18 protein-coding genes are annotated in these 23,667 nt (G+C 72.2%); 10 read left to right on the forward strand and 8 right to left on the reverse strand.

Going from position 1 to position 23,667, the window contains the following annotated elements; genetic code table 11:
- Window positions 1-88: 88 nt before the first annotated feature.
- The 3 genes from KY5_RS06135 to KY5_RS41710 all read right to left on the reverse strand — a co-directional run bounded on the left by KY5_RS06135 (window position 89) and on the right by KY5_RS41710 (window position 4,969).
- Window positions 89-1,504: a lanthionine synthetase LanC family protein gene (locus KY5_RS06135; protein WP_098241247.1), complete on the reverse strand. Its 1,416-nt coding sequence runs from the start codon at window positions 1,502-1,504 to the stop codon at window positions 89-91.
- Window positions 1,501-4,731 (reverse strand): lantibiotic dehydratase, encoded by a 3,231-nt coding sequence (locus KY5_RS06140; protein ID WP_098241248.1) that lies wholly within the window; start codon window positions 4,729-4,731, stop codon window positions 1,501-1,503. The genes KY5_RS06135 and KY5_RS06140 overlap by 4 nt, the downstream gene beginning before the upstream one ends.
- A 91-nt stretch (window positions 4,732-4,822) precedes the next feature.
- Window positions 4,823-4,969 carry a hypothetical protein gene (locus KY5_RS41710; RefSeq protein ID WP_159072496.1) on the reverse strand — a complete coding sequence of 49 codons (147 nt, stop codon included), beginning with the start codon at window positions 4,967-4,969 and terminating at the stop codon, window positions 4,823-4,825.
- Between the two features lie 311 nt (window positions 4,970-5,280).
- Here KY5_RS41710 and KY5_RS06145 point away from each other — a divergent pair, with 311 nt between their 5' ends.
- The 3 genes from KY5_RS06145 (at window position 5,281) to KY5_RS06155 (ending at window position 9,451) form a co-directional block, all read left to right on the forward strand.
- A complete protein-coding gene (locus tag KY5_RS06145) occupies window positions 5,281-7,602 on the forward strand; it encodes a chitinase C-terminal domain-containing protein (RefSeq protein WP_098241249.1) in 2,322 nt (773 codons plus the stop codon).
- A 116-nt stretch (window positions 7,603-7,718) separates the two neighbouring features.
- Window positions 7,719-8,615: an RNA polymerase sigma-70 factor gene (locus tag KY5_RS06150; protein WP_098241250.1), complete on the forward strand. Its 897-nt coding sequence runs from the start codon at window positions 7,719-7,721 to the stop codon at window positions 8,613-8,615.
- Between the two features lie 89 nt (window positions 8,616-8,704).
- Complete coding sequence (locus KY5_RS06155; protein ID WP_098241251.1) at window positions 8,705-9,451, forward strand: SDR family oxidoreductase; 747 nt, start codon at window positions 8,705-8,707, stop codon at window positions 9,449-9,451.
- Window positions 9,452-9,498: 47 nt separating this feature from the next.
- On the opposite strand, the gene KY5_RS06160 is transcribed toward KY5_RS06155, so the two are convergent.
- Window positions 9,499-10,668, reverse strand: coding sequence for an ROK family transcriptional regulator (locus KY5_RS06160; protein ID WP_098241252.1), 1,170 nt, complete (start codon window positions 10,666-10,668; stop codon window positions 9,499-9,501).
- Window positions 10,669-10,766: 98 nt separating this feature from the next.
- Between KY5_RS06160 and KY5_RS06165 the strand changes: the two genes are divergently transcribed.
- The 5 genes from KY5_RS06165 (at window position 10,767) to KY5_RS06185 (ending at window position 16,890) form a co-directional block, all read left to right on the forward strand.
- A complete protein-coding gene (locus KY5_RS06165) occupies window positions 10,767-11,978 on the forward strand; it encodes an MFS transporter (protein WP_098241253.1) in 1,212 nt (403 codons plus the stop codon).
- Window positions 11,979-12,121: 143 nt separating this feature from the next.
- Complete coding sequence (locus tag KY5_RS06170) at window positions 12,122-13,528, forward strand: uracil-xanthine permease family protein (protein WP_098241254.1); 1,407 nt, start codon at window positions 12,122-12,124, stop codon at window positions 13,526-13,528.
- Between the two features lie 231 nt (window positions 13,529-13,759).
- Window positions 13,760-14,923, forward strand: a complete 1,164-nt coding sequence (locus KY5_RS06175) for a Cmx/CmrA family chloramphenicol efflux MFS transporter (protein WP_098241255.1) — start codon at window positions 13,760-13,762, stop codon at window positions 14,921-14,923.
- Window positions 14,924-15,119: 196 nt separating this feature from the next.
- Window positions 15,120-15,824 carry a DUF5995 family protein gene (locus tag KY5_RS06180; protein WP_098241256.1) on the forward strand — a complete coding sequence of 235 codons (705 nt, stop codon included), beginning with the start codon at window positions 15,120-15,122 and terminating at the stop codon, window positions 15,822-15,824.
- A 136-nt stretch (window positions 15,825-15,960) separates the two neighbouring features.
- Entirely contained in the window at window positions 15,961-16,890 is a 930-nt protein-coding gene (locus tag KY5_RS06185) for an LLM class F420-dependent oxidoreductase (protein ID WP_098241257.1), read from the forward strand.
- Between the two features lie 97 nt (window positions 16,891-16,987).
- Here the strand turns inward: KY5_RS06185 and KY5_RS06190 are convergent, their stop codons facing one another.
- Window positions 16,988-18,685, reverse strand: a complete 1,698-nt coding sequence (locus tag KY5_RS06190; protein ID WP_098241258.1) for a flavin monoamine oxidase family protein — start codon at window positions 18,683-18,685, stop codon at window positions 16,988-16,990.
- A 58-nt stretch (window positions 18,686-18,743) separates the two neighbouring features.
- A complete protein-coding gene (locus tag KY5_RS06195) occupies window positions 18,744-19,541 on the reverse strand; it encodes a carbon-nitrogen hydrolase family protein (RefSeq protein WP_199842952.1) in 798 nt (265 codons plus the stop codon).
- A 426-nt stretch (window positions 19,542-19,967) separates the two neighbouring features.
- Here KY5_RS06195 and KY5_RS06200 point away from each other — a divergent pair, with 426 nt between their 5' ends.
- Both KY5_RS06200 and KY5_RS06205 read left to right on the forward strand, forming a co-directional pair.
- Window positions 19,968-20,564 carry a Repetin gene (locus tag KY5_RS06200; RefSeq protein WP_098247086.1) on the forward strand — a complete coding sequence of 199 codons (597 nt, stop codon included), beginning with the start codon at window positions 19,968-19,970 and terminating at the stop codon, window positions 20,562-20,564.
- Window positions 20,565-20,750: 186 nt separating this feature from the next.
- Window positions 20,751-21,338: a Repetin gene (locus tag KY5_RS06205; RefSeq protein WP_234362629.1), complete on the forward strand. Its 588-nt coding sequence runs from the start codon at window positions 20,751-20,753 to the stop codon at window positions 21,336-21,338.
- Window positions 21,339-21,388: 50 nt separating this feature from the next.
- Here KY5_RS06205 and KY5_RS06210 read toward each other — a convergent pair whose 3' ends face one another.
- Both KY5_RS06210 and KY5_RS06215 read right to left on the reverse strand, forming a co-directional pair.
- Window positions 21,389-21,844: an Lrp/AsnC family transcriptional regulator gene (locus KY5_RS06210; protein WP_098241259.1), complete on the reverse strand. Its 456-nt coding sequence runs from the start codon at window positions 21,842-21,844 to the stop codon at window positions 21,389-21,391.
- A gap of 10 nt (window positions 21,845-21,854) precedes the next feature.
- The gene (locus tag KY5_RS06215) at window positions 21,855-23,324 is read right to left on the reverse strand and encodes an amino acid permease (protein ID WP_098241260.1); all 1,470 of its coding nucleotides are present in this window, start codon (window positions 23,322-23,324) and stop codon (window positions 21,855-21,857) included.
- Window positions 23,325-23,667: the final 343 nt, after the last annotated feature.

Raw genomic sequence — 23,667 nt, forward strand, 5'->3', positions numbered from 1 at the left:
CTTGGGGCAAGTCCGGGGTGGTCGGTGGAGGGCCAGCCTCGCCAAGGGGTCTTACGAACCCCTTTGCACGCCCTAAAGCGCGGCCGCCTCAGCTCATCAGGAGCGCCGCGTCCCAGGCTCCGGCGTCCGGGCCGAGCGTCCTGCCGCGGCGGACGTCGGCGTAGGAGGCGAGCGCGAGCGCGGCGCCCGCGGCGCCGTCGAGCAGGGCGGGGCTGTCGAGCAGGTGGGCGGCGCCGGGTCCGCCGTCGTTCCCCGGGGCCCCCGCGCCCGGGACGTGCTCGACGTACTGGCGGAAGCCGAAAGCCGCGCTCTCGTCGAAGCAGTCGACGAGCCCCCGCACGGCACGGTCCACGCCGTCCCACAGCTCCGGGTCGCCCGTCTCCGCCACCATCCGGAGCCCGGCCTGCACCAGGCCCGCCCTGCCGTGGCAGAGGCCGGGGTCGTGCTCCATGGAGGCGGGCACCGGGCGCCGCAGCGCGGCCCTTACCGCGTCGGCAGCGCGGGCCCGCACCTTGATGTCGCCGAGCGCCCGGCCCGCCAGGTGCAGGGAGCCCGCGATGCCGGACGCGCCGTAGCACCAGCCCGCCCTGGCGGTCCGTGCCGCTTCGACGGGGGCCTGCCCCGTCTCCTCCTCGTAGGAGAGGCGCCCGGGCCAGTACGCGCCCCACTGGTCGGTGTGTTCCTTGCCGAGCACCCAGTCGGTGATGGTCCTGATGGCCTCGGGGCCGCCCGGCACCCGGTGGCCCGCGAGGTCGGCGAGCGAGAGGAGGGCGAGCGGGCCCGAAATGCCGTGTGCCACACCGACGTTGAGGTCTCCGCGCGGGAAGGCGTCCCGGTCGCGGGGCACGACGTACCGGCCGGGGTCGCACCACCAGCCGGGCACCTCCCTGCCGCCGACCCGGACCGGTCGGGCGAGACCCGCGAACAGGGCGAGCACCTCCGCGAGGACGTGCGCGGCGCGCTCGTCGCCGCCGTCCGCGGCGAGCAGCAGGAGGCGGCCCTGCCGGGCGAGTCCGGCCACCGCGTCGTACTCCAGGTAGGAGAGCCCTGGACCGCTGTGCGCAAGGCGCGCGGCCAGGCGCCGGACGCCCGCTTCGGTGAAGGAGGCGTGCGCCGCCGTACTGCGCGCGAGCAGCTTCGCGTACCCTCCGGAGACTCTGGCGTGCAGCCGCGCGGGCAGGATCAGGTCGCCCGCGGCGGCCGGACCGTGCCGGGCGACTCCCGCGGCCGCGGCGGCCAGATGGGCATGGGCCGCCCGCGCCCACACCGCGTCGCCCCGGGCCGCCCTGTGGGTGTGCAGCAGGGCGACCCCGGCATGACCGAGCAGGACCGACGCGGGCTGCCAGCCGGGCAGCATCAGACCGGGCGGCGCGGCCGCGAAAGCCTCCCTCGCGATGTCCGCGACAGCCTCCGGCTCACGCAGCCGGTCGCCGACCGCATGCGCGATCTCCAGCGCCCGATCGGGAAGACGCGCCTCGTCGGGGAGTTCCGCCAAGGTCCTCATCTGCCGTGCCGCTTCCTGTCGAGACGCAGCGCGAGCGCCTCGCGCGCGACGGTGTGGGCGAGCACTTCCGCTTCCTGCCGGGTCCCGAGGAGCCGGTTGCAGTGCATGTGCGCGAGGCTCATGGCGACGGAGGCCCTGCGGTGCGGGGGCACTCCTTCGGCGGCGAGCGCGGCACGCAGCTCGGCGAGCGCCCGTGCGCGGTCCGCCCAGCGGGCGGGGAGCGGGCCGGGGTCCTCGCCGGGCGGCACGTCCGGTCCCGGCGGCCGTACCCGGCCCTCGCCGTCGAGCCGGTCGGCGGCCGCGTTCTTCCACTGGCGCGACACGTCACCGCGCCGGGCCAGGATCCGTTCGCCGCCGAGCCAGCCCAGGACCTCGTCCGGGGTGCCGAGCCCGGTGAGGACGTCGAGGATGCCGAGGGCGGCGAGCACTTCCTCCGGCAGGTCTCCCGTCTCCTTGACGGGCAGGGCGAGTTGGGCCACCACCGCCGCGCTGTCGGCGCGGAAGACCCGCTCCGCGTGCCCGTGCGCGGCGGCGCCCCCGTAGCGTTCGGTCTCGGGGTCGTAGGTGTCGAGGACGAGACGCTGGACTAGCCCGGCGCCGCGCAGCCGCTCCGTCCAGCGGTTGAGTACGGGGAGCAGCGCCGACCAGAGCCGTGCGGGGTCGCCGTGGAAGCGGAGCCGCAGATGCGGGTCGGGGTCGGCGTAGCGGAGGAAGAACCAGCTGTCGACACCGGCGGAGGCGAGCGCCTGCGGGTCGATGATCTCGGGCAAGTGCCGTGTCATTACGGTGACTTGATGGGCGTCGGGCAGGTAGAGCTTGGCGTAGAGCCACTCGCCGCCGGGGAGGTGCGCGGCGCGGGCGCGGGACTCGGCCGAGGGCTCGACGAAGGGCTCGCGGAGGACCGCGCCGGCACTCCCCTGATCGGCGCTCATCCGCTCCCCCGCCACGAGCGGGAAGACGAACTCCGCCGCGTGCGCCCCCTCGGGCCCCCTCAGCCAGGACGTCCCCCACTCGGCCCCGTACCGCTCCACGACCGACAGGCCGCGTGAGCGCCTCAACTCCTCGCGCAGGACGTGCAGATGGAGCGGCTCTTCGAGGTCGAGGGCGATGCGGTGGTCGGCGCGGGTCAGCAGGACGTGCCGTGGCACGTCCCAGCGGCGCCGCCACCGCCCGGCACCGAGGGCGAAGCCCCGGTCCCCCGCCGCTCCCTCGGCGGCGTCGAGGAGTTCGCGGTCGGGCAGCCAACGGGCCGGGGCGAGCACGGTCCTGCCGCGCGTGACGCGGGGCTGGGCGGGCGCCGACGACCAGGCGCCCCAGTTCCAGGGGATGCACCAGTCGTGCCCCTCCTGCCCGAGTTCGAGCAGGAAGCGGGCGACGTGCGGCACGTGCCCGGTGGCGGGGTTGAGCATGGAGTACGACACCGGGCGCACCCGCCGTCCGCTCACGGTGTCGTACAAACGCAGCCCTTCGAGGTCGGCGTGGACGGCGAGGCGCGCCACGTCCAGGTCCGTCGTGCCGGGTTCCGCCGCGGGTCCGACCCCGAGCGGAATGCGGTGCGCGAGCCACTGGGGAACGGCGGCCACGTTGGCGGAGCGGATGACGCGGGGCCGGTAGGCGACGGTGGCCAGGAGCTCGTCGGTGGCCCCTGCGGCCGCGCCGCGCCGCACCAGCTCCCCCACCCGCGCGGTGTCCGCGCCCCACACGGAGGCGAACCTGCTGAAGGTGGCACCGCCCAGGGGCGAGCCCGGGTTGGCGCCGAGCAGCAGCCGAAAGTCCCCTTCGCACAGGTCCTGCCAGCTGCGCGCGACGAGTTCGGCGCCGATCTCCAGGGAGGCGGGTACGCGGCGGCCCTCGGGCGGCGCGAGGGCGTCGAGCGCGGCGTCGTCGAGCTCCACCTCGGCGGGCCGCCCGCTGTCGCCCCGGGAAGCGCCGCGGAAGGCGCCGAGGAAGAGTTCGGCGAGGGCGCGATCACGCCGGTCCGCCTCGGGGTGCGGCTCCGGCCGTGCGCCCGGTCCCTTGCGATAGGAGTCGGGCAGGCCCAACCCGCGTCCCTCGTCGAGGAGTTCGAGGACGGGCACGAGGCGGTCGGTGCCGTACCGCTCCAGGAAGGCGAGGTGGTAGTCGCGCAGGTGCGGGCTCCCTGACCGGATCAGCGAGGTGCGCCACAGCGTGCTCGCCGCCCGCTCGGCCTCGCGCTCCACCGCGTGCGGCAGCACGAGTTCGGCGGCCAGGCGCAGATCGGACTGGACGACGTCGTCGGCCGTGTGCAGCGCGCGCATCCGCCCGGTGACCTCGGCGAGCCCCCGGCCGCGCGCGGCCGGGGGCGCGGCGTCCAGCGCGGCGAGCTCCGCGGCGATCTCGCGCAGGGCGTCGGCGAAGGGGTGGTCCCAGCCGTCGACGCGCTCCAGGACGTGCGTCAGCGGTGCGGTGCAGTCGGGCGGCGGCGTGAGGTCGCTGAGCAGGAAGTGGCCCTGTGTGAGCTGGGTGATGCAGCGGTCCACCGCTTCGGCGGAGGCGTCGGGGAAACGCGCGGCGATCCGGGCGGCGAGGTCCGCCCAGGCGATCGGTTCGGCCGCGCACTCCAGGGCGTGGCGCACGACGGGCGCGAGCCGCACCGAGTGGGCCAGGCGCTGGGCCCCCGCGCCGTCGTGGAAGTCGACGAGCACGAGCCTGCCGTCCCGCTCGGCGCGCAGCCCGTTGGCGACCAGGCGGGTGCGCCGCAGCACCTCCGGCGTCGCCCGCAGGGTGGCGAGCACGGCGTCGAGCCAGGCGGCGTCCGGGCGGCTCGCGGCGTGGTGCCCGGTGCCGACGCGCTGCCGCGGCGCCGGGCCGAACCCGGCGAGCTCGACGCCCGCGAAGAGTCCGAAGGGCGTGGCGCGATAGGTCATCCGCAGGTGGTACTTGACCAGGGAGATCACCAGTCGCCGCAGCCGCCGCTCCTTGAGCGGTTCGCCCGCCGCCGCCCTGCGGGCCTCGCCCGCGAGGCTGGGGCTCGCCAGCTCGACCGCCGCCATGAAGTCCGACTGCCCGGTGAGCCTGGCGAGTTCGGCACGGAGCGGGTCGGCCCCGGTCGTCTCCGCCACCGGCCCATCGGCCTGGGCCGTCTCCGCCACCACCACGTCGGGACCGGAGCGGCCGCCGCCCCGGTCCGGGGGAAGAGCGAGCACCGCCGCGCGCAGCAGCGCCACTCCCGCTGATCCGAATTCGACCTTGCCCTTCACGCGCACCCGCCCACTCGTCCCGGTCGCAGCCCTGTCTCGATACGCCCGTGCCGGGCGGCGCGCATCACCTGCGCATCGCCCGGCACGAGTCGGTGGATCAGCAGTGCCAGGAGGTCACCGGGCAGGAGAGACACGTGCCGGTGCCCGTGAAGGACTTGGCCTCCATGGCCGGGGCGTCCTCGAAGGCGGTGTCGAGGTCGAGGTCGAGGTCGAACTCGGTCTCCGCGGCGCTGATGTTGTTCATCTACGTCCCTTTCGTCAGGGGTCACGGCGGCTCCGGCGGCCCCGAACGGGCGGCCGCCGGGCACACCTTCAACACAACGCTCCGTTTGTAGTGAGGGGCTCTAATCGACGCCTTAAGGGGCCCTGAACAGGCGGCCGTCGAGCACACCGACCACTTCAATTGGTCCATACCTATTGACGCTCTGGTCTAGTCCTCTTAACGTCTGCGTCACTCCCAGGAGAGGCCCGCCCGGTGTGCGCACACCAGGGGCCGCCGCCCTTGTTCGCCCCGCCGCGCCCGCGCGGCACCGAGCCTCCCCAGGAGGAACCGACGTGCATCCCGTACGACCCCGGACCACGCTCCTCGCCACCGGCGCGGCCGTCGCCGGACTACTGCTCGGCGGCCTCACCGCGAGTACGTCCCACGCCGCCGACAACGAGTCCTGCAGACCCGACGGCCTGTACAAGACACCGGGCGTGGACGTTCCCTACTGTTCCGTCTACGACAGCGCGGGCCGCGAGAAGATGGGCGCCGACCACCAGCGGCGCGTCATCGGCTACTTCACCGGCTGGCGCACCGGCAAGAACGGCGAGCCCGCCTATCTGGCCTCCGACATCCCGTGGGACAAGGTCACCCACCTCAACTACGCCTTCGCGCACGTCGACAAGGACAACAAGATCTCCGTCGGCTCCGACGGCGAGAAGAACGCCGCGACCGGCATGACGTGGCCGGGCGTCGCGGGCGCCGAGATGGACCCCGCGCTCCCCTACAAGGGGCACTTCAACCTCCTGAACAAGTTCAAGAAGCAGCACCCGAACGTCAAGACCCTGGTCTCGGTGGGCGGTTGGGCCGAGACCGGCGGCTACTTCGGCGACGACGGCAAGCGCGTGGACTCCGGCGGCTTCTACTCGATGGCCACCAACGCGGACGGCTCCGTCAACCAGGCGGGCATCGACACGTTCGCCGACTCCACCGTCGCGTTCATCAAGAAGTACGGCTTCAACGGCGTCGACATCGACTACGAGTACCCGACGACGATGAAGGACTCGGGCAACCCGCTCGACTGGCAGCTCTCCAACGCCCGCCGCGCGGGCCTGGTCAAGGGCTACGCCGCGCTGATGAAGTCCCTGCGCGAGAAGCTCGACAGGGCGGGCGCCGCCGACGGCAAGCACTACATGCTGACCGTCGCGGCCCCCTCGTCCGGCTATCTGCTGCGCGGCATGGAGACCTTCCAAGTCCAGAAGTACCTGGACTACGTCAACATCATGTCGTACGACCTGCACGGCGCGTGGAACGAGTACGTGGGCCCGAACGCCTCGCTCTACGACGACGGCAAGGACGCCGAGCTCGCGGCGGCCGGTGTCTACGGCAGCCAGCAGTACGGCGGCATCGGCTACCTCAACACCGACTGGGCGTACCACTACTTCCGCGGCTCGATGCCCGCGGGACGGATCAACATCGGACTGCCGTACTACACCCGCGGCTTCAAGAACGTGCAGGGCGGCACGGACGGCCTCTGGGGCAAGGCGGCCACCACGAACTGCCCGGCCGGGGCCGGACTCACCAAGTGCGGTGACGGCGCCGTCGGCATCGACAACCTGTGGCACGACAAGGACGCCAACGGCAAGGAGTCTCCTGCCGGTTCGAACCCGATGTGGCACGCCAAGAACCTGGAGAAGGGCGTCGTCGGCGACTACGTGACCAAGTACGGTTTCGCCGCCGACACCAAGCTGACCGGCACCTACGCCCGCAAGTACGACTCCACCCTGGTCGCGCCCTGGCTCTGGAACGCCGACAAGAAGGTCTTCCTGTCCACCGAGGACGAGCAGTCGGTGAAGGCCAAGGCCGACTACGTGGTCGACAAGGGCATCGGCGGCACGATGGTGTGGGAGCTCGCGGGCGACTACAAGTTCAACTCCGCCAAGGGCCAGTACGAGATCGGCGACACGCTCACGACCGCGATGTACGACAAGTTCAAGGCGGCCGCCCCGTACGGCGCGAAGGTCGCGGGCCAGGACCTGCCGGCCAAGGCCGTCGACATCGGCGTGCAGTTCGGCGACTTCAAGCTCGGCGACTCCAACTACCCGATCACGCCCAAGCTGAAGATCACCAACAACACGAAGACGACGCTGCCCGGCGGCACGGAGTTCCAGTTCGACTACGCCACCTCCGCTCCCGGCAACGCGTCCGACCAGTCGGGCTTCGGCACGAAGGTGATCAGCAGCGGCCACACCGGCAGCAACGTCGGCGGCCTCAAGGGCGACTTCCACCGCGTCTCGCTGAAGCTCCCCGCCTGGCAGACGCTGGCCCCCGGCGCATCCGTCGACCTGTCCTTCAACTACTACCTGCCGGTGTCGACCCCGTCGAACTGGACGGTGAACATCGGCGGCACGACGTACGCCCTCGCCGGTGACCTGGCCCGCGGCACCACCCTCGTCGAGCCCGGCACGGGCACGGGCCCCACGGACCCGCCCGGCCCCACCGACCCGCCCGGCAAGTGCGCCCCCGCCGCCTGGAGCGCGACGTCCGAGTACGGCAGCGGGAGCGTCGTGTCGCAGGACGGGCACACCTGGAAGGCCAAGTGGTGGACGAAGGGCGACAAGCCCGGCACCACCGGCGAGTGGGGGGTCTGGCAGGACCTGGGCGCCTGCTGACGGCTCCCCCGTGAAACGCCCGGCGGCGGGTTGACGTGCCCTTGCCCCGCCCCCGGGACCCCGGGCGGCCCGGCCCCGACGGGCCGGGCCGTCCGCGGCTCTGGCACGCTTGCGCGGTGAGCACAGAGACGATCTCGGCGGAGGAGTTCGCCTCCCACCGCCCGCGCGTGTTCGGCCTCGCCTACCGGATGCTCGGCTCCGCGCAGGAGGCGGAGGACACCGTCCAGGACGCGTACCTGCGCTGGCGCGGCGCGCGCCGCGCGGACATCGAACGGCCCGCCGCCTGGCTGGCGAAGACCGTCACCCATCTCTGTCTGAACCGGCTCACCTCCGCCCGCGCCCGGCGCGAGGAGTACGTGGGCACCTGGCTGCCCGAACCGGTGATCACCTCGGGCGGGGCGCTCGGCCCCCTGGAGTCGGCGGAGCAGCGCGACGCGGTGTCGATGGCGCTCCTGGTCGTCCTGGAGCGGCTCACGCCGACCGAACGCGCGGTGTACGTGCTGCGCGAGGCGTTCGCGTACGGCCACCGCGAGATCGCCGGTGTCCTCGACACGAGCGAGGCCAACTCCCGCCAGCTGTACCGCAGGGCGGCGCGCGCGGTCGCCGCAGGGCGGACCCGCTTCGAGCCGGAGCCCCGTCCGCACCGGGAACTCGTCGAGGCGTTCCTCGCGGCGGCCAGGGACGGCGACGTCGCGGGCCTGGAGAAGCTGCTCGCCGCCGACGTGACCTGGTGGGGCGACGGCGGCGGCAAGGTCACCGCGGCCCGCAGGCCGGTCCTGGGACGCGAGAAGGTCGTACGGTTCCTGGTGGGCGGCATGCGGACGTTCGGTGCCGCGATGGACTTCTCGTACGCCGAGGTCAACGGCGCGCCCGCGGTGCTCGCGCGGGTCGAGGGGACGCTGGTGGGCACCGCCTCCTTCGAACTGTCCGGCGACGGCGCGGTCATCGGGGTGCGGGCCGTGGTCAACCCGGACAAACTGGCGTACGCGGAGCGCCAGGTGGCCCCGGTCTAGCTCCGGCTGTCACGTTTTCGGCGGCTGCCCGGTTCTCAGCTGGTGACGGACGCTCCCTTTGGCGTCCCGCACTGCGAAGGAGTCTTGTGATGACCACGATCCTGGTGACCGGCGGCACCGGAACCCTCGGCCGCCTCGTGACCGAACGGCTGCGTACGGAGGGCCACGAGGTGCGCGTGCTCAGCCGCCGCTCCCGGCCCTACGCCGTCGACCTGCGCGAGGGCACGGGCCTCGACACGGCGGTGGCGGGGGTGGCAACGATCGTGCACTGCGCGAGCACGCCGCGCGGCGGTGACGAGCGCGCCGCGCGGAACCTGATCGAGGCGGCCCGCGCCGCAGGCGTCGCGCACCTGGTGTACATCTCGATCGTCGGCGTCGACCGCGTGCCGCTCGGCTACTACAAGTCCAAGCTCGCCGTGGAACGGCTGATCGAGGAGTCGGGCCTCGGCTGGACGATCCTGCGGACCACCCAGTTCCACGACCTGGTCCTCTCGATCCTGGAGAGCACGGCGAAGCTCCCGCTGATGCCGGTCCTCGCGGGCGTCGGCGACCAGCCGATCGAGGTCTCCGAAGTCGCCGACCGCCTGGCGGAGTTGGCCGTCGCGCACCCCGCGGGCCGGGTCCCCGACATGGGAGGCCCCGAGATCCACACGTTCACCGACCTGGCCCGCACCTACCTGCGGACCACCGGCAAGCGCCGCGCGCTCCTGCCCGTACGCCTCCCGGGCAAGACGTTCCGCGCGGCACGATCGGGCGGCCACCTGACTCCGGAACGGGCCGTGGACAGGGGCACGTTCGAGGAGTTCCTTAGGGCACGGTCAGGAGGGCCCCGCTAGGGGCGCGGGGAACTGCGCGACAAGCCACGACGCACCCGCAGCCACACTCAGTATCCCGAAGCCGGTCCAAAGAGTTCATCCTGCGCCGAATCGAGCGCAGCAAGCAACGCCCCCCGCAACACCGCGGCCCCACCCAGCACACTGGCACGCACCTCCGTACGGAGGGGCGACATCACCCCGACCCGCCCCGCGACCCGCCCGGCCAGCGCCGCGCCCCCCGCCCGGCCGATCTCACCGCCGAGCACGACACAGCCGGGGTCGAGGAGCGCGGCCATCGCGGCCGCGCCGACGGCGATCCGGTCGGCGGCGGCGTCGAGGAACGCCCCCTCCGCCGCCTCCACCGCGTACCGCACCACGTCAGCCGCGCTCATGTCGGGCTTCAGGATCCCGTGCTCCGCGCCGAGTTCACGGAGCGCGTCGGCGCAGGCCAGCGAGTGGAAGCCGCCCTCGCAGCCGGTGGCGGAGGGCAGGGATCCGGTGCCGGGCACGGGCAGGAAGCCGATCTCGCCCGCGCCGCCGGACGCGCCCCTGCGCACCACTCCGTCGAGGACCACGGCGGCGCCGACGCCGTCGCCGAGCCAGAGCAGTACGAAGGTGTCCTTGTCGTGCGCGGCGCCGTCACGCTGTTCGGCGCGGGCCGCGAGGTTGCTCTCGTTCTCCACCAGGACGCGGGCGCCGAACCGCTCCTGGAGGACACCGGCGAGGCGGCGGTGCCAGGCGGGCAGCGAGGTCGTGTCGTGCAGTTCGCCGGTGGCCGGGTCGATGAGTCCGGGCGCGCCGATGCCGAGGGTGTGCAGCCGTTCGACGCCGCCCTCCTTGGCGGTGCGCTCGACGAGGGCGAGGGCACCGTCGACGGCGGCGCCGGTGTCGCCGTCGATGGCCGCCGAGCCCTCGGCGAGCACCGCGCCCAGCAGGTCGGTGACGACGACGGAGACGCTCTCGGTGCGCACGTCGAGGGCCGCGAGGTGGGCCCGGTCGGCGACGATCCCGTAGAGCCGGGCGTTGGGCCCGCGCCGCGCGGCACCCGCCTCCCCGACGACCGCGATGAGCCCGGAGTCCTGGAGTCGCTCGACGAGGTCGGCGACCGAGGGCCGCGACAGGCCCGTGAGCTGCTTCAACTGGTTCGCCGTCAGCGGCCCTTCACTCTGCAGGAGCCCCAGCGCGAGCCGGTCGTTGATGGCCCGGGCGGTACTCGGTGAGGCAGGCGAGACAGGCATGGCCGGATCCTCCCACAAAAAAGCGTCTATTTATCAGGCAGGCTTCCTGATAGTTTACGTCGCCGTATCGGGGCAGCTCTCGGGAGGGGCGGAACGGAATGAGTGAAGTGGTCTACGACAAGCACCGGCTGAAGCGGGCGCGGATCGCCGTCGCGACGGTCTTCTGCGTGCACGGCGCGGTCGCGGGATCCTTCGCGACCCGGGTGCCCTGGATCCAGGATCACGCCGACGTCAGCGCGGGCATGCTCGGCCTCGCCCTCGCCTTCCCCGCGATCGGCGCCTCCGTCGCGATGCCGCTCGCGAGCCGCATCAGCCACCGCTTCGGCGCCCGCACCGCGCTGCGCGGACTGCTCGCGATGTGGACGCTCGCCCTGCTCCTGCCCTCGCTCGCGCCGAACCTGCCGACGCTCTGTCTGGCCCTCCTCGTGTACGGCGCGACCTCGGGCATGTCGGACGTGACGATGAACGCGATCGGCGTCGAGACCGAGACCCTCATGAAGAAGTCGATCATGTCGGGCCTGCACGGCATGTGGAGCGTCGGCGCCCTGATCGGCTCCGCGGCGGGGACGGTCGCCGCCCACCTCGGCTCGGACGCGCGTCTGCACCACGCCCTCGCCGCCGCGGCCCTCACCGCGATCGGCCTCACCGTCTGCCAGGGCGTGCTCGACGTCCAGGCGGAGCCCGAGGAGGAGGCGCCGCCGCGGTTCTCGCTGCCGCCCAAGTCGGCGCTGCTCATCGGCGCGGTCGGCTTCTGCGCGGTCTTCGCCGAGGGCGCGAGCCTGGACTGGTCGGCGGTCTACCTGCGGGACGTCCTGGACAGCTCGGCCGGCGTCGCCGCGGCCTGCACCACCGGCTTCACCCTCACCATGGCGATCGCGCGGCTCGTGGGCGACGCGGTGGTGAACCGGTTCGGCGCGGTGCGCACGGTGCGCGCGGGCGGCGTCCTCGCGGCGCTGGGCGGCCTCCTCGTGGTCCTCGCCACGCATCCGGTGATGGCGATGAGCGGCTTCGCCCTGATGGGCCTCGGCATCGCGGTGGTGGTGCCGCTCGCCTTCGCCGCCGCCGGGCACAGCGGCCCCAACCCCAGCCAGGCCATCGCGGGCGTCGCCACCATCACGTACACCTCCAGCCTGATCGCCCCCTCGGCGATCGGCGCCCTCGCCCAGGCCACGAGCCTCGTGACCTCCTTCGGCCTGGTGACCCTGCTCGCCTGCGGCCTCACGGTCTTCGCGGGCGTCCTGCGCACGGGCGGCCGCAAGGCGGCACAGTCCGCGCCCGCGGACGCGACGGCGCCCGGACCGAGGTCCTGACCCGGCGGGGCGTCCGTCCCGACTTCGGGACGGACGCCCCGCACCGGCGAGAAGCCGTACTTACGTCGCATTAACATGGCGTCGATCATTTCCGGCCACCAGGACCGGGCCCGGTTCGGCGCACAGAAAGCGACTTACTCACCATGGATCTCGGCGTGCGCTGGAAACTGCACGGCGACGGGCGCACCCCCGCGCCCGGAGCCGTCGTCCGTCCCGACGAGCGGCTCTCGTGGCCGCGCACCTTCGGGCTCGGCGCCCAGCACGTGGTCGCCATGTTCGGCGCGTCCTTCGTCGCGCCCGTCCTCATGGGTCTCGACCCCAACCTCGCGATCATGATGTCCGGTGTCGCCACCGCCATCTTCCTGCTCGCCACGCGCGGCCGGGTGCCCAGCTACCTGGGCTGCTCGCTCTCCTTCGTGGGCGTCGCCGCGGTCATCCGCGCGCAGGGCGGCTCCAGCGCGACGGTGACGGGCGCGGTCCTCGTGGTCGGCGCCGCGCTGTTCCTGGTGGGGCTCGCGGTGCGGAAGTTCGGGGCGCGGATCATCCACGCCGCGATGCCGCCGATCGTCACGGGCGCGGTCGTCATGCTGATCGGCTTCAACCTCGCGCCGGTCACCGCGTCGACGTACTGGCCGCAGGACCAGTGGACGGCGCTGCTCGTCATGCTGTTCACCGGTCTGGCCGTGGTGTGCCTGCGCGGCTTCTGGTCGCGCATCGCGATCTTCCTCGGCCTGATCTTCGGGTACGGCATCTCCTGGGTCTTCGACCAGGTCTTCGGCAAGATCCACTCGGCGGACGCCTCGGGCAAGGTCGTCGACCACTGGCGCCTGGACCTCTCCGCCGTCGGCAACGCCGACTGGATCGGTCTGCCCTCCTTCCACGGCCCGAGCTTCGAGTGGTCGGCGATCCTCGTCGCGCTGCCCGTCGTCATCGCGCTGATCGCGGAGAACGCGGGCCACGTGAAGGCCGTCGGCGAGATGACCGGCGACAACCTCGACGACGAGCTCGGCACCGCGATCTCCGCCGACGGCGCCGCCTCCCTGCTCTCCACCGCGGTCGGCGGCCCGCCCAACACCACGTACTCCGAGAACATCGGCGTGATGGCGGCGACCCGGGTCTACTCCACGGCCGCGTACTGGGCGGCGGCCTGCTTCGCGCTCCTCTTCGGCCTCTGCCCCAAGTTCGGCGCGGTCGTGGCCGCGATCCCCGGCGGCGTGCTCGGCGGCATCACCGTCATCCTCTACGGCATGATCGGCCTGCTCGGCGCCCAGATCTGGATCAACGCCAAGGTGGACCTGCGCAATCCGCTGAACCTGGTCCCCGCGGCCGCGGGCATCATCATCGGTGTGGGCGGCGTCTCGCTGAAGTTCACCGACAACTTCCAGCTGAGCGGCATCGCGCTCGGCACGATCGTCGTCATCACCGGCTATCACGTCCTGCGGGCGTTCGCCCCGCCGCACCTCAAGTCCCAGGAACCCCTGCTGGATTCGGGCACCTCGACGTACGACGAAGAGGGCGCGGCCGACGACGCGGCGGGCAAGGAGCGATAATCGGCTCGACGTGGTGCGCGTCCGCCGATTAGGGTGCGCACCATGTCCAGCCCCGAGTCCGACAGACTCCCGCCACCGGTCGTCCGGTGGCTTCCCGTGCTCTCGCTCTGACGCCCCGCGCTGCCTTCCCGCAGCCGCCGTAGGCCGTCCGCGACCCCTCGCACCGCCACCACCGGGCCACCGCCTCGTGTCCTGATCTTTCGATCCACGACGTGGTTGCGGAGTTTCGCTGTGCCCTTTGCCCTCTACCTCCTCGGACTCGCCGTCTTCGCGCAAGGCACCTCCGAGTTCATGCTGTCCGGCCTGGTGTCGGACATCGCGCGTGACCTGTCCGTCTCCATCCCGGCCGCGGGCCATCTCACCTCGGCGTTCGCGGTGGGCATGGTCGTGGGCGCGCCGCTGATGGCCGTCCTGAGCCGCCGCTTCTCGCGCCGGAGCGCCCTGCTCGTCTTCCTGATCACCTTCCTCCTCGTCCACGTCGTCGGCGCGCTCACCACGAGCTTCGCCGTGCTGCTGGCCACGCGCGTCGTCGGGGCCCTCGCCAACGCGGGGTTCCTGGCCGTCGCCCTGGTCACCGCGGTGGGCATGGTCGAGCCGAACGCCAAGGGCCGCGCCACCTCCGCGCTGCTCGGCGGCGTGACGCTCGCCTGTGTCGCGGGGGTGCCCGCGGGGGCGCTGCTCGGCGAAGTATGGGGCTGGCGCTCGGCGTTCTGGGCCGTGGCCCTGATCTCCGTGCCCGCCGTGTTCGCCATCGCGCGGGCCGTGCCCGCGGGGGCGCCGGACGCCGAGGGGCCCAGCGCGCTCGGTGAACTGCGCGCGCTGCGCGCTCCTCGGCTCCTGGTGACGCTGCTGCTCGGCGCGCTGGTGAACGGCGCGACGTTCTGCACGTTCACCTATCTGGCACCACTGGTCACCAACGTCACGGGGCTGGGCTCCGGTTGGGTGCCCGGCGTGCTCGCGCTCTTCGGCATCGGGTCGTTCATCGGCGTCACCGCGGGAGGCCGCGTCGCCGACGTACGGCCGCTGCCGCTCCTGGTGTTCGGCTCGCTCGCGCTGCTCGCCGGCTGGGTCCTGTTCGCGGTGACGGCCGGGAACCCGGTCGCCGCGCTCGTGCTCGTCCTGGTCCAGGGGGCGCTGTCGTTCGGCGTCGGCTCCACGCTGATCTCCCAGGCCCTCTACGCGGCCACCGACGCGCCCCATCTGGCGGGCGGGTTCGCCACGGCCGCGTTGAACGTGGGCGCGGCGGTCGGACCCTGGCTCGGGGGACTCACGATCTCGGCGGGGCTCGGATACCGGGCGCCACTCTGGACCAGTGCGATTCTCGTTGTACTGGCTCTGGCCGTTGGCGGGGTCGGTCTGCGCCGGACGTCGCGCGTGACGGTCGGCGCCCCGTAAGGGGCGCGGGGAACGGCGCGCTCAACCGAGGAAGAGCCGCGGCCGCGTCTGCCGAGATCCCCGCAGACGCGGCTGCGGCTTGTTCGTGGTTGCGCGCGCAGTTCCCCGCGCCCCTGCGGGGCCCTCGTTCGCTCGTTTCGGGGAAGCCGTCGGTGCGCTGACACCCGGGCCCGCCGGAGACTGGGACGCTGCCACCATGGCGCAGTTGGAGCGGATCCCAGAGTTCACGGCCCCCGCGCACGGGGTGGACGGAGTGCTGGCGCGGATGCGCGCGCTCGGTGCCGACTGGCCGCCGCGCGACGGCGTCGCCGTCTTCAACCGCGTCTACCTCTCGGTCACCGAAGAGGTCGGCAGGCGCATCGACGGCGGTACGTTCACCGACCCCGCGGCCGCGACCGCGCTGGACGTCCGGTTCTCGGAGCGCTATCTGCGGGCCGTCCACGCGGCGGCGTCGGGCCGCCGCCCGCCCGCCTGCTGGCGCCCGCTGTTCCAGTACCGCCGCCATCCGGGCGTACGCCCGCTGCAGTTCGCGCTGGCGGGCATCAACGCCCACATCGGGCACGACCTCGCCCTGGCCCTCGTGGACACCTGTCGCACGCTCCGCTGCGAACCGGCCGACCTGGAGGACGAGTTCGACCGCGTCGGCGACGTCCTCGTATCCCTGGAGGAGCGCATCCGCGAGGAGCTGATGCCGGGCCCCGACCTCCTCCAGGTCGCCGATCCGCTGACGCACCTCGCCGGTTCCTGGAGCCTCGAACGGGCCAGGGACGGCGCGTGGGCCTCGGCGCGGACGCTGTGGGCGCTGCGCGATCTGCCGGTCGTCGCCGAGGAGTTCCGCGAGCGCCTCGACGGGGCGGTGGGCCTGGTGGGCCGCATCCTGCTGACTCCGCTGCCGGACTGACACGACGCCACGGCCGACCGCCCCGAACCGCCCGCACCCTCGGGGCATTTCGGCCACGCCCGGCGCATACCCCCCGGAACTCCCCCACGTTCGTTGTACGTTGAACCGAATGATCCCGACGTGAAGGAGCACCGGCATGGCGACCCGACTCGGACTGAGTCTCCCGCAAGGCAGTCAGTACGCCATCGGACGCGACGTCCCAGAGATCGCCCGTGCCGCCGAGGACATCGGGTACGAGAGCCTGTGGGTCTTCGAGCGCATCCTCTACCCCGAGCCCGCCACCCAGGGGCTCTACGGAATCCCGGGCCTCGCCTGGCCCGACTCCTACCGCTCGGTCGCCGACCCGCTGGTCACCCTCACGCTCGCCGCGTCGGCCACCGACCGGGCCCGCCTCGGCACCAGCGTGCTGATCGCCCCGCTGCACGTCCCCTTCCAACTCGCGCGCACGCTGGCCTCGTTGGACGCGGCGAGCGGGGGCCGGGTCGTCGCGGGCTTCGGCACGGGCTGGTCCCTCGACGAGTACGCGGCGGCCTCGGTCGCCCCGTTCAAGCGCCGGGGCAAGGTCCTCGACGAACTCATCGACGTCTGCCACGCGGTCTGGGGCCAGGACCCGGTGGCGTACGAAGGGGAACTGACCACGATCGCACCCTCCGTGGTGGGCCCCAAGCCCGCACGGCCGATCCCGATCCTGCTGCCCGCCAACAGCCCGCGCTCGCTGCGCAGGCTGGTGGACCGCGCCGACGGCTGGATGCCGGTGGCCACGGGCGCGGCGGCGCTCACCGAACAGTGGGCCAAGGTCCGCGAAGCCGCCGCCGAGCAGGGCCGCGAGCGCCCGGTGCAGAGCGTGCTGCGGGCCAACGCGCGCTACACGCCCACGGCGTACGACGGCACGGACCGCGCCCCCTTCCACGGCAACGTCGCCCAGATCACCGAGGACCTGGCGGCACACGCCGAGGTGGGCGTCGACGAGATCATCGTGGAACTCGCCGGCTCGACCCGCGACGCCCAGGAACTCAAGGACGTGGCGGCCCAGGTCTACGAGGCGGCAAGGGCGGCCGGGGTATAGGGCAGGCGCCCCGAAGGGGCGCGGCCCTAGGGGCGCGGGGAACTGCGCGACCAGCCACGACGCGACCGGCAGAATCCCCCGCGCCCCAGCCCCCCCCTCAGTCCTCGGGCAACTCGACAGGCGCGATCTCGTCGTACACATCACCAGGCCCGGGGTTCGTCCCGTCCGTCGCCCCGCCGAAGTGATGCATCACGCCCCACACCGCGTTCAGAGCGGTCTGCACCGCCCCCTCGGCCCACCCCGCCGTCCACGAAATGTCGTCCCCGGCAAGGAAGATCCCCCGCTTGTCCGCAGGCAGGTGCTCCTGCATGAAGTGGGTGAACAGCCGCCGCTGATACCGGTAGTGCCCCGGCAGGTTCGCCTTGAAGGCGCCCATGAAGTACGGCTCGTTCTCCCACGAGACCGTCACCGGGTTGCCGATGATGTGCTTCCTGATGTCGACCTTCGGGTAGATCTCGCCGAGCGACTTGAGCATGACCTCCATTCGCTCGTTCGCCGACAGCGGCAGCCACTTCAGGCTGTCGTCGCACCAGGTGTAGGAGAGGCAGATGACGGCGGGCTTGTCGGGGCCCTCGTCGAGCAGGTAGGTGCCGCGCGTCATGCGGTCGGTGAGCGTCATCGACATGACGTCACGGCCGGTCTCCTCGTCCTTGTCGAGCCAGAAGGGCCGGTCCACCGGCACGAAGAGCTTCGAGCTCTCCATGTAGTGGGTCCGCTCCATCGCCGTCCAGTGGTCGATGGGGAAGAGCGAGTCGTCACAGTCGATCTTGGAGAGCAGCATCCAGGACTGGGCCGTGAAGATCGCCGCCTGGTAGGTGCGGATGTCGCCGGAGGCGTCCGTGACGGTGACGCGGTTGCCCGCGGTGCGGGTCAGGCGCGTGACGGCGGGCTTGGGCTCGCCCGCGTCGTGCAGCGACTTCAGGGACGTACCGAGGCCCCAGTGCACGATCTTCTGCGGCTCGCGCTCCCACAGGCGCAGCGGCAGCTGCTGGCTGCCGCCGACGATGCCGCGGTGGTGGTCGTCGGCCTCGGTGTAGACGACCCGCAGGATCTCCAGGATGGAGTTCGGGAAGTCGGTGTCCCAGCCACCCGTGCCGAAGCCGACCTGGCCGAAGATCTCGCGGTGCCGGAAGGACTTGAACGCCTCGGAATCGCAGAGGAAGCCGTAGAAGGTCTGGTTGTCGAGCTTCTCGACGAGCTTCGACCAGATCTCCCGGATCTTCGGTACGTCGCGCTCGCGCAGGGCGCGGTTCATGTCGGAGAAGTCCGCGCCCTCCTCCAGACAGGCGTTCCAGGCGTTCATCACGTCGCGGTAGACCTGCGGCAGGTCGTCGACGGTGGTGGCGTAGTGCGACTCGCCCTTGAGGTCCACGACCGTCGAAGGGGTCGACTCGGCGAGGGGGTTGGGGAACGCCTTGGTCTCCAGGCCCACCAGGTCGATGTAGTGCTGGAGCGCCGTCGAGGACGGCGGGAAGCGCATCGCGCCCATCTCGGCGGTCAGCTCGTCCGTGCCGGTGCCCTCGAAGCCGACGGTGCGCAGTCGGCCGCCGATCTGGTCGGCCTCGTAGACGACGGGCTTGAGGCCCATCTTCATCAGCTCGTACGCGGCGATGATGCCGGAGAGTCCGCCGCCGATGACCGCGACCTCGGTGCCGTGCTCACCGGCGGGTATCTGGCCCAGGCCCGCGGGGTGCGCGAGGAAGTCGTCGTACGCGTAGGGGAAGTCCGGACCGAACATGGTGATCGGCGGCTGGGCGTCGGTGTGCTGGACGGCAGTGGGCACCGTGGACGTCATGGGGTACGAACTCCTTGCGGGAACTGAAGAGGAGAGCTGAGGAAGGCCGGGGGGAGCCTCAGACGAGGGACGCGTACAGGCCGGGGCGGCGGTCGCGCAGGTAGGGGTTGTTCTCGCGCGACGCGCTCAGGAACTCCGGGTCGACATCGCCGATGACGAGCTCGTCGCCGCGGCCCGCGCGGGCCCGCGCGATCCCGTCGGGCCCTGCGAGCGTGGAGAGCCCGACGAACTCGAACTCCCCTTCAGGACCGACCCGGTTGACGTACGCGACGTACATCTGATTCTCGAAGGCGCGCACCGGCACGACGGACTCGGCGACGAACTGGAAGGGGTGCATCTGCGCGGTGGGGACGACGAGGAGGTCGGTGCCCGCGAGCGCGTGCGCGCGGACGTTCTCCGGGAACTCCACGTCGTAGCAGATCATCAGGCCGACGCGCACGCCGCCCAACTCGGCCTGCACGACCGGGTTGTCACCGGGGGTGAAGGAGTCGCGCTCGAAGCAGCCGAAGAGGTGCGTCTTGCGGTAGTTCGCGAGGCTAGCGCCGTCCGGGCCGATCAGCTGGGCGGAGTTGAAGACGGCCTCACCGGCACGCTCCGGGTAGCCGTAGACGACGCCGATCCCGTGCCGCACGGCGATCTCGCCGATCGCGGCCGCGGCCGCCCCGTCGGCGGGCTCGGCGAGCCGGGCGACGTCGTCGCCGATCGCGTACCCGGTGAGGAACAGCTCGGGCGTCACGAGGAGCCCGGCTCCCGCCCCGGCGGCACGGCCCGCGGCGGCGTCGAGCGCCTTGAGGTTCTCGTCGACGGATCCGAGCTGCCCGGAACTCTGGAGCAGGGCGGTGCGCAGCGCAGGCATGGCGGATCCTCGGGGCGTGCGAAGGGGCAGGTGGGGTCCGTACGACGGTACGGTCGGCCGCCTTGCCCGGACAAGGCGCGAGCGTTGCGGGCAGCTGCTTGATCCGTTGCGCGTGACGGGCCCGACGCGGCGATTCGTTGCGCGGCGCCGCCCGGCACCGCGCCAGTGAGGTGCGCCCCAGGTGTCGGCGGCGTCCACCGTGAGGCGCAGGGAGAGTGCGCGGGCCCCCGCCGCACGGCGGAAGCGGAGTGCCGCCCGTGGCCGGACGTGCCCCACCCCCCTTCCGCGAGAGCGTGATGCCACCCGGAGAGACCGGGTGCACGCCTCGCAGACGGAGGGCTTCCCGTGAGCCGTACGACCACCCGCCGCATCCCGACGAACCCGCGCAACCACTACCGCGCCCTGGCCGTGGGCGCCGCGCTCCTGATGACCACAGGCGCGGCGGGCGCGGCCGTCGCGGCGGGCGACGACCCCGGGCACCCCTTGTCCGCGTCCTCCTCGCACCTCGTCTCCGCATCCTCCTCGCACCCCGGCAAGGCGGCCGGGCCGCGCGAGGCCGCCGCGCTGACCGGCTCGGCGAAGATGTACCGCAAGACCGCCGAGGACGTGACGTTCACCTTCGACGCGCACCTGGCAGCCAAGGACAGGAACGATCCTTCGCAGGCGACCGGCACCTTCCACTTCGTCCACCTGGACGAGCCGGGCGGCAAGGGCGGCTGGGCCAAGGGCCGCATCGACTGCCTGATGACGGGCGGCAAGGTGGCCACGGCGACCGGCGTCATCGACGAGACCAACCTGCCCGAGATCAAGGACAAGCGGGTCGGCTTCACTGTCGACGACAAGGGCAGGGGCAAGGGCACGCAGGACCGGGTCGGCTACAGCTGGGCGGCGTACGGCGGCACGCAGGGGCAGCCCGACACCCTCGCGAAGTGCGCGAGCTCGGCGCCGTACGAGAAGGTCAGGAAGGGCACCGGCGACTTCGACGTCCTGCCGTGGAAGTTCGACTACCCGACCGGCCGCTGATGACCGGGGAGCCGCCCGGACGGGGGTCGGGCGGCTCCTCCCCGGGGAGGGTGCGGCGAGCGGCGCTCCCCGCCGCGCGGCGGAGGCGGTCACCGCCTCGCGTGCGATGTGCGGGCCCCCGGCGCACGGGAGTGTGGGTGCCGCCCGGAGGGACCGGGCGAAGTCACCGCAGACGGAGGATTCCCCGTGAGTACCGAGCGCCGCCGCATCACCCGCAAACGTGCCGCCGTCCTGGGAGCGGTGGCCCTGCTCCTGCTCACCGGCGGAGCGGCGGCCACGTCCGCGGCCGCGGACTCGCCCGCGGACTCGCCCCGGCACGTCCGCGAGGCCGCACTGACCGGCACCGCGATGATCGACCGCGCCAAGGGCGACGAGATCACCTTCACCTTCGACGCCCATCTGCCCTTCGCGGACAGGCAGGACCCGGGCAAGGCCCGCGGCACCATCAGGTTCAGCCACTACGTGGAGGAGCTGAACTGGGGCGGCGCAGGCGAGGCGAAGGTGGACTGCCTGATGACCGGCGGGAAGGTCGCCACGGTCTCCGCGGTGGTCACGCGGGCGGACGGCGACCTGAAGGACACGATCGGCAAGCGCGTCGGCCTCACGGTCCACGACCGGGGCAAGCAGGACGGCTTCGGCTACAGCTGGGCGATGGTGGGCCTGCCGAGCGCCCTGCCGGACGACATGCCCAAGTGCGTGGGCGGCGCCCCGTTCGAGAAGACGAGGCCGGGCAGCGGCACGTTCCACGTGGCTCCCCTGGACCACCGCCCGTAAGGGGCGCGGGGAACCGCGCGACGGGCCGCGCGGCACCCGCGCTCGAAGAACTACGCGGGCGACCCCGAGGAAAACCGCCGCATCAAAGGCGAAAGCACCAGCACGGACTTCGTCCGCTCCACGAACGGCTCCCCCGCGATCCGCTCGAGCACCCGCTCGAAATGCCGCATGTCCGCGGCGAAGACCTGGACGATCGCGTCCGCGTCCCCGGTGACGGTGGACGCGGACGCGATCTCGGGATACCGCTCGAGCCCTCGCTGGATCGAATCCGGCGAGGTGTTCCTGCGACAGTAGATCTCGATGAACCCCTCGGTCTCCCAGCCGAGAGCCGCGGGGTCCACCCGCACGGTGAACCCTGTGATGGCCCCGGACGCCCGCAGCCGGTCCACGCGCCGTTTCACCGCGGGTGCGGAGAGTCCGACCAGCTGGCCGATGTCGGCGTAGGAACGGCGGGCGTCCTCGGCGAGGGCGTGCACGATGCGTTCGTCGAGATCGTTCAGTCGCACGGGGGGTGGATCACTTCTCTGCTGTGGCCAATCGGGAGCGGCGCATGCCGTACAGGAAGTAGAACACGAGGCCGACGGCCATCCAGACACCGAACACGACCCAGGTCACGGTGTCGAGGCTGAACATGTTGTACGCGCAGAAGCCGAAGCCGAGGACCGGGAAGAGCCAGCCGAGCGGCACGCGGAAGGTGCGCGGCATGTCCGGGCGGGTCCTGCGCAGCACGATCACCGCGATGTTGACCAGGCCGAAGGCGAAGAGCGTGCCGATGCTGGTGGCGTCGACGAGCTTGCCGAGCGGGATGACCGAGGCGAGCGCGCCGCAGAACAGCGACACGATGACCGTGTTGACCCGCGGTGTGCCGGTCTTCTTGCTGACCCGGCCGAACGCCTTGGGCACCAGGCCGTCGCGGGACATGGCGAACAGGACGCGGGTCTGGCCGTAGAGCACGGTCAGGACGACGGACGCGATGGAGATGACCGCACCGGCGGCGAGGATCGTGCCCCACATGCTCTGTCCGGTGACGTCGTTCATGATCGCGGCGAGCGTGGCCTCCGAGCCCTCGAAGTCCTTCCAGTTCCAGGCGCCGACGGCGACGGCCGCGACCAGGACGTACAGGGCGGTGACGATGACCAGCGAGAGCATGATCGCGCGGGGCAGGTCGCGCTGGGGGTTCTTCGCCTCCTCGCCCGCGGTGGAGGCGGCGTCGAAGCCGATGTACGAGAAGAAGAGGCTCGCGGCGGCGGCGCTGACGCCCGCCGTGCCGAGCGGCATGAAGTCCGCGTAGTTGCCGGACTTGAAGCCCATGAAGCCGATGGTGCAGAAGAGCACGAGCGCGGCGATCTTCACGATCACCATGATCGTGTTGGCCGTCGCCGACTCCTTGGCGCCGCCGAGCAGGAACACCATCGCGAGCAGCACGACGATCAGGCCGGGCAGGTTGATGATCGCGCCGTCCACCTCGCCGGGCGCCGCGGAGAGCGCGTCGGGGATGGTGACGCCGATGGTCCCGTCGAGCAGCTCGTTGAGGTACTCGCCCCAGCCGACGGCGACGGCCGCGACGGATACGCCGTACTCCAAGACCAGGCACCAGCCGCAGACCCAGGCGATGAGTTCGCCCATCGTTGCGTACGCGTACGAGTAGGAGGAGCCCGCGACCGGTATGGAACCGGCGAGTTCGGCGTACGAGAGGGCCGAGAAGAGGGCGGTGAGTCCGGCGATCACGAAGGAGATCGTGACGGCGGGCCCGGCCTTGGGGACGCTCTCGCCGAGGACGACGAAGATGCCGGTGCCGAGCGTGGCACCGATGCTGATCATGGTCAGCTGCCACATGCCGAGGGAGCGCCGAAGCTGGCCGCCCTCGCCCTTGCCACCCTCCGCGACCAGCAGTTCCACCGGCTTGCGGCGCATGAGGCGGCTGCCGAGTCCGGCGGCGCCCGGGGGACTCGGGCGGTTCTGCGGGGGTGCGCCTTGGTCGAGCACGCGCTGGCTCCTTCATCGCTGCCGGTCAGGGCGGCGAGGACCGCGGCAGTCACCCGCGACAACGGGGACCACCGAGCAGGCAGTCCCCGCCACACCACGTACAGCGCATGACTCTAGAGGTAGCGGCTTCCCGACCGTAACGCAGCACCCTTGCGCAACCGCGGATGATCATTGCGCACTTCCGTCATCCACGTCGCTTCGTTGCGCGGTCCGTTTCGTCCGTTGCGTTCCAGGCCCCTCACCGGCACAAGCAGAACGGGCCGCTCCCCCGTAGGGGAGCGGCCCGTAGAGGCGCGGGGAACCGCGCGACAAGCCCCAGGGTCCGCGGCGGCAGACGGACCCA

Origin of the sequence: Streptomyces formicae (assembly GCF_002556545.1) — a bacterium.
In the GTDB taxonomy this organism is placed as follows: Bacteria; Actinomycetota; Actinomycetes; order Streptomycetales; family Streptomycetaceae; genus Streptomyces; species Streptomyces formicae_A.

What these genes read in the sequence shown, in the direction of transcription:
- KY5_RS06190 (WP_098241258.1), bottom strand. Translation starts at nt 18,685, where the DNA reads ATGACGTCCACGGTGCCCACTGCCGTCCAGCACACCGACGCCCAGCCG.
- KY5_RS06180 (WP_098241256.1), top strand. Translation starts at nt 15,120, where the DNA reads ATGGCGCAGTTGGAGCGGATCCCAGAGTTCACGGCCCCCGCGCACGGG.
- KY5_RS41710 (WP_159072496.1), bottom strand. Translation starts at nt 4,969, where the DNA reads ATGAACAACATCAGCGCCGCGGAGACCGAGTTCGACCTCGACCTCGAC.
- KY5_RS06165 (WP_098241253.1), top strand. Translation starts at nt 10,767, where the DNA reads ATGAGTGAAGTGGTCTACGACAAGCACCGGCTGAAGCGGGCGCGGATC.
- KY5_RS06135 (WP_098241247.1), bottom strand. Translation starts at nt 1,504, where the DNA reads ATGAGGACCTTGGCGGAACTCCCCGACGAGGCGCGTCTTCCCGATCGG.
- KY5_RS06155 (WP_098241251.1), top strand. Translation starts at nt 8,705, where the DNA reads ATGACCACGATCCTGGTGACCGGCGGCACCGGAACCCTCGGCCGCCTC.
- KY5_RS06200 (WP_098247086.1), top strand. Translation starts at nt 19,968, where the DNA reads ATGACCACAGGCGCGGCGGGCGCGGCCGTCGCGGCGGGCGACGACCCC.
- KY5_RS06185 (WP_098241257.1), top strand. Translation starts at nt 15,961, where the DNA reads ATGGCGACCCGACTCGGACTGAGTCTCCCGCAAGGCAGTCAGTACGCC.
- KY5_RS06170 (WP_098241254.1), top strand. Translation starts at nt 12,122, where the DNA reads ATGGATCTCGGCGTGCGCTGGAAACTGCACGGCGACGGGCGCACCCCC.
- KY5_RS06195 (WP_199842952.1), bottom strand. Translation starts at nt 19,541, where the DNA reads ATGCCTGCGCTGCGCACCGCCCTGCTCCAGAGTTCCGGGCAGCTCGGA.
- KY5_RS06160 (WP_098241252.1), bottom strand. Translation starts at nt 10,668, where the DNA reads ATGCCTGTCTCGCCTGCCTCACCGAGTACCGCCCGGGCCATCAACGAC.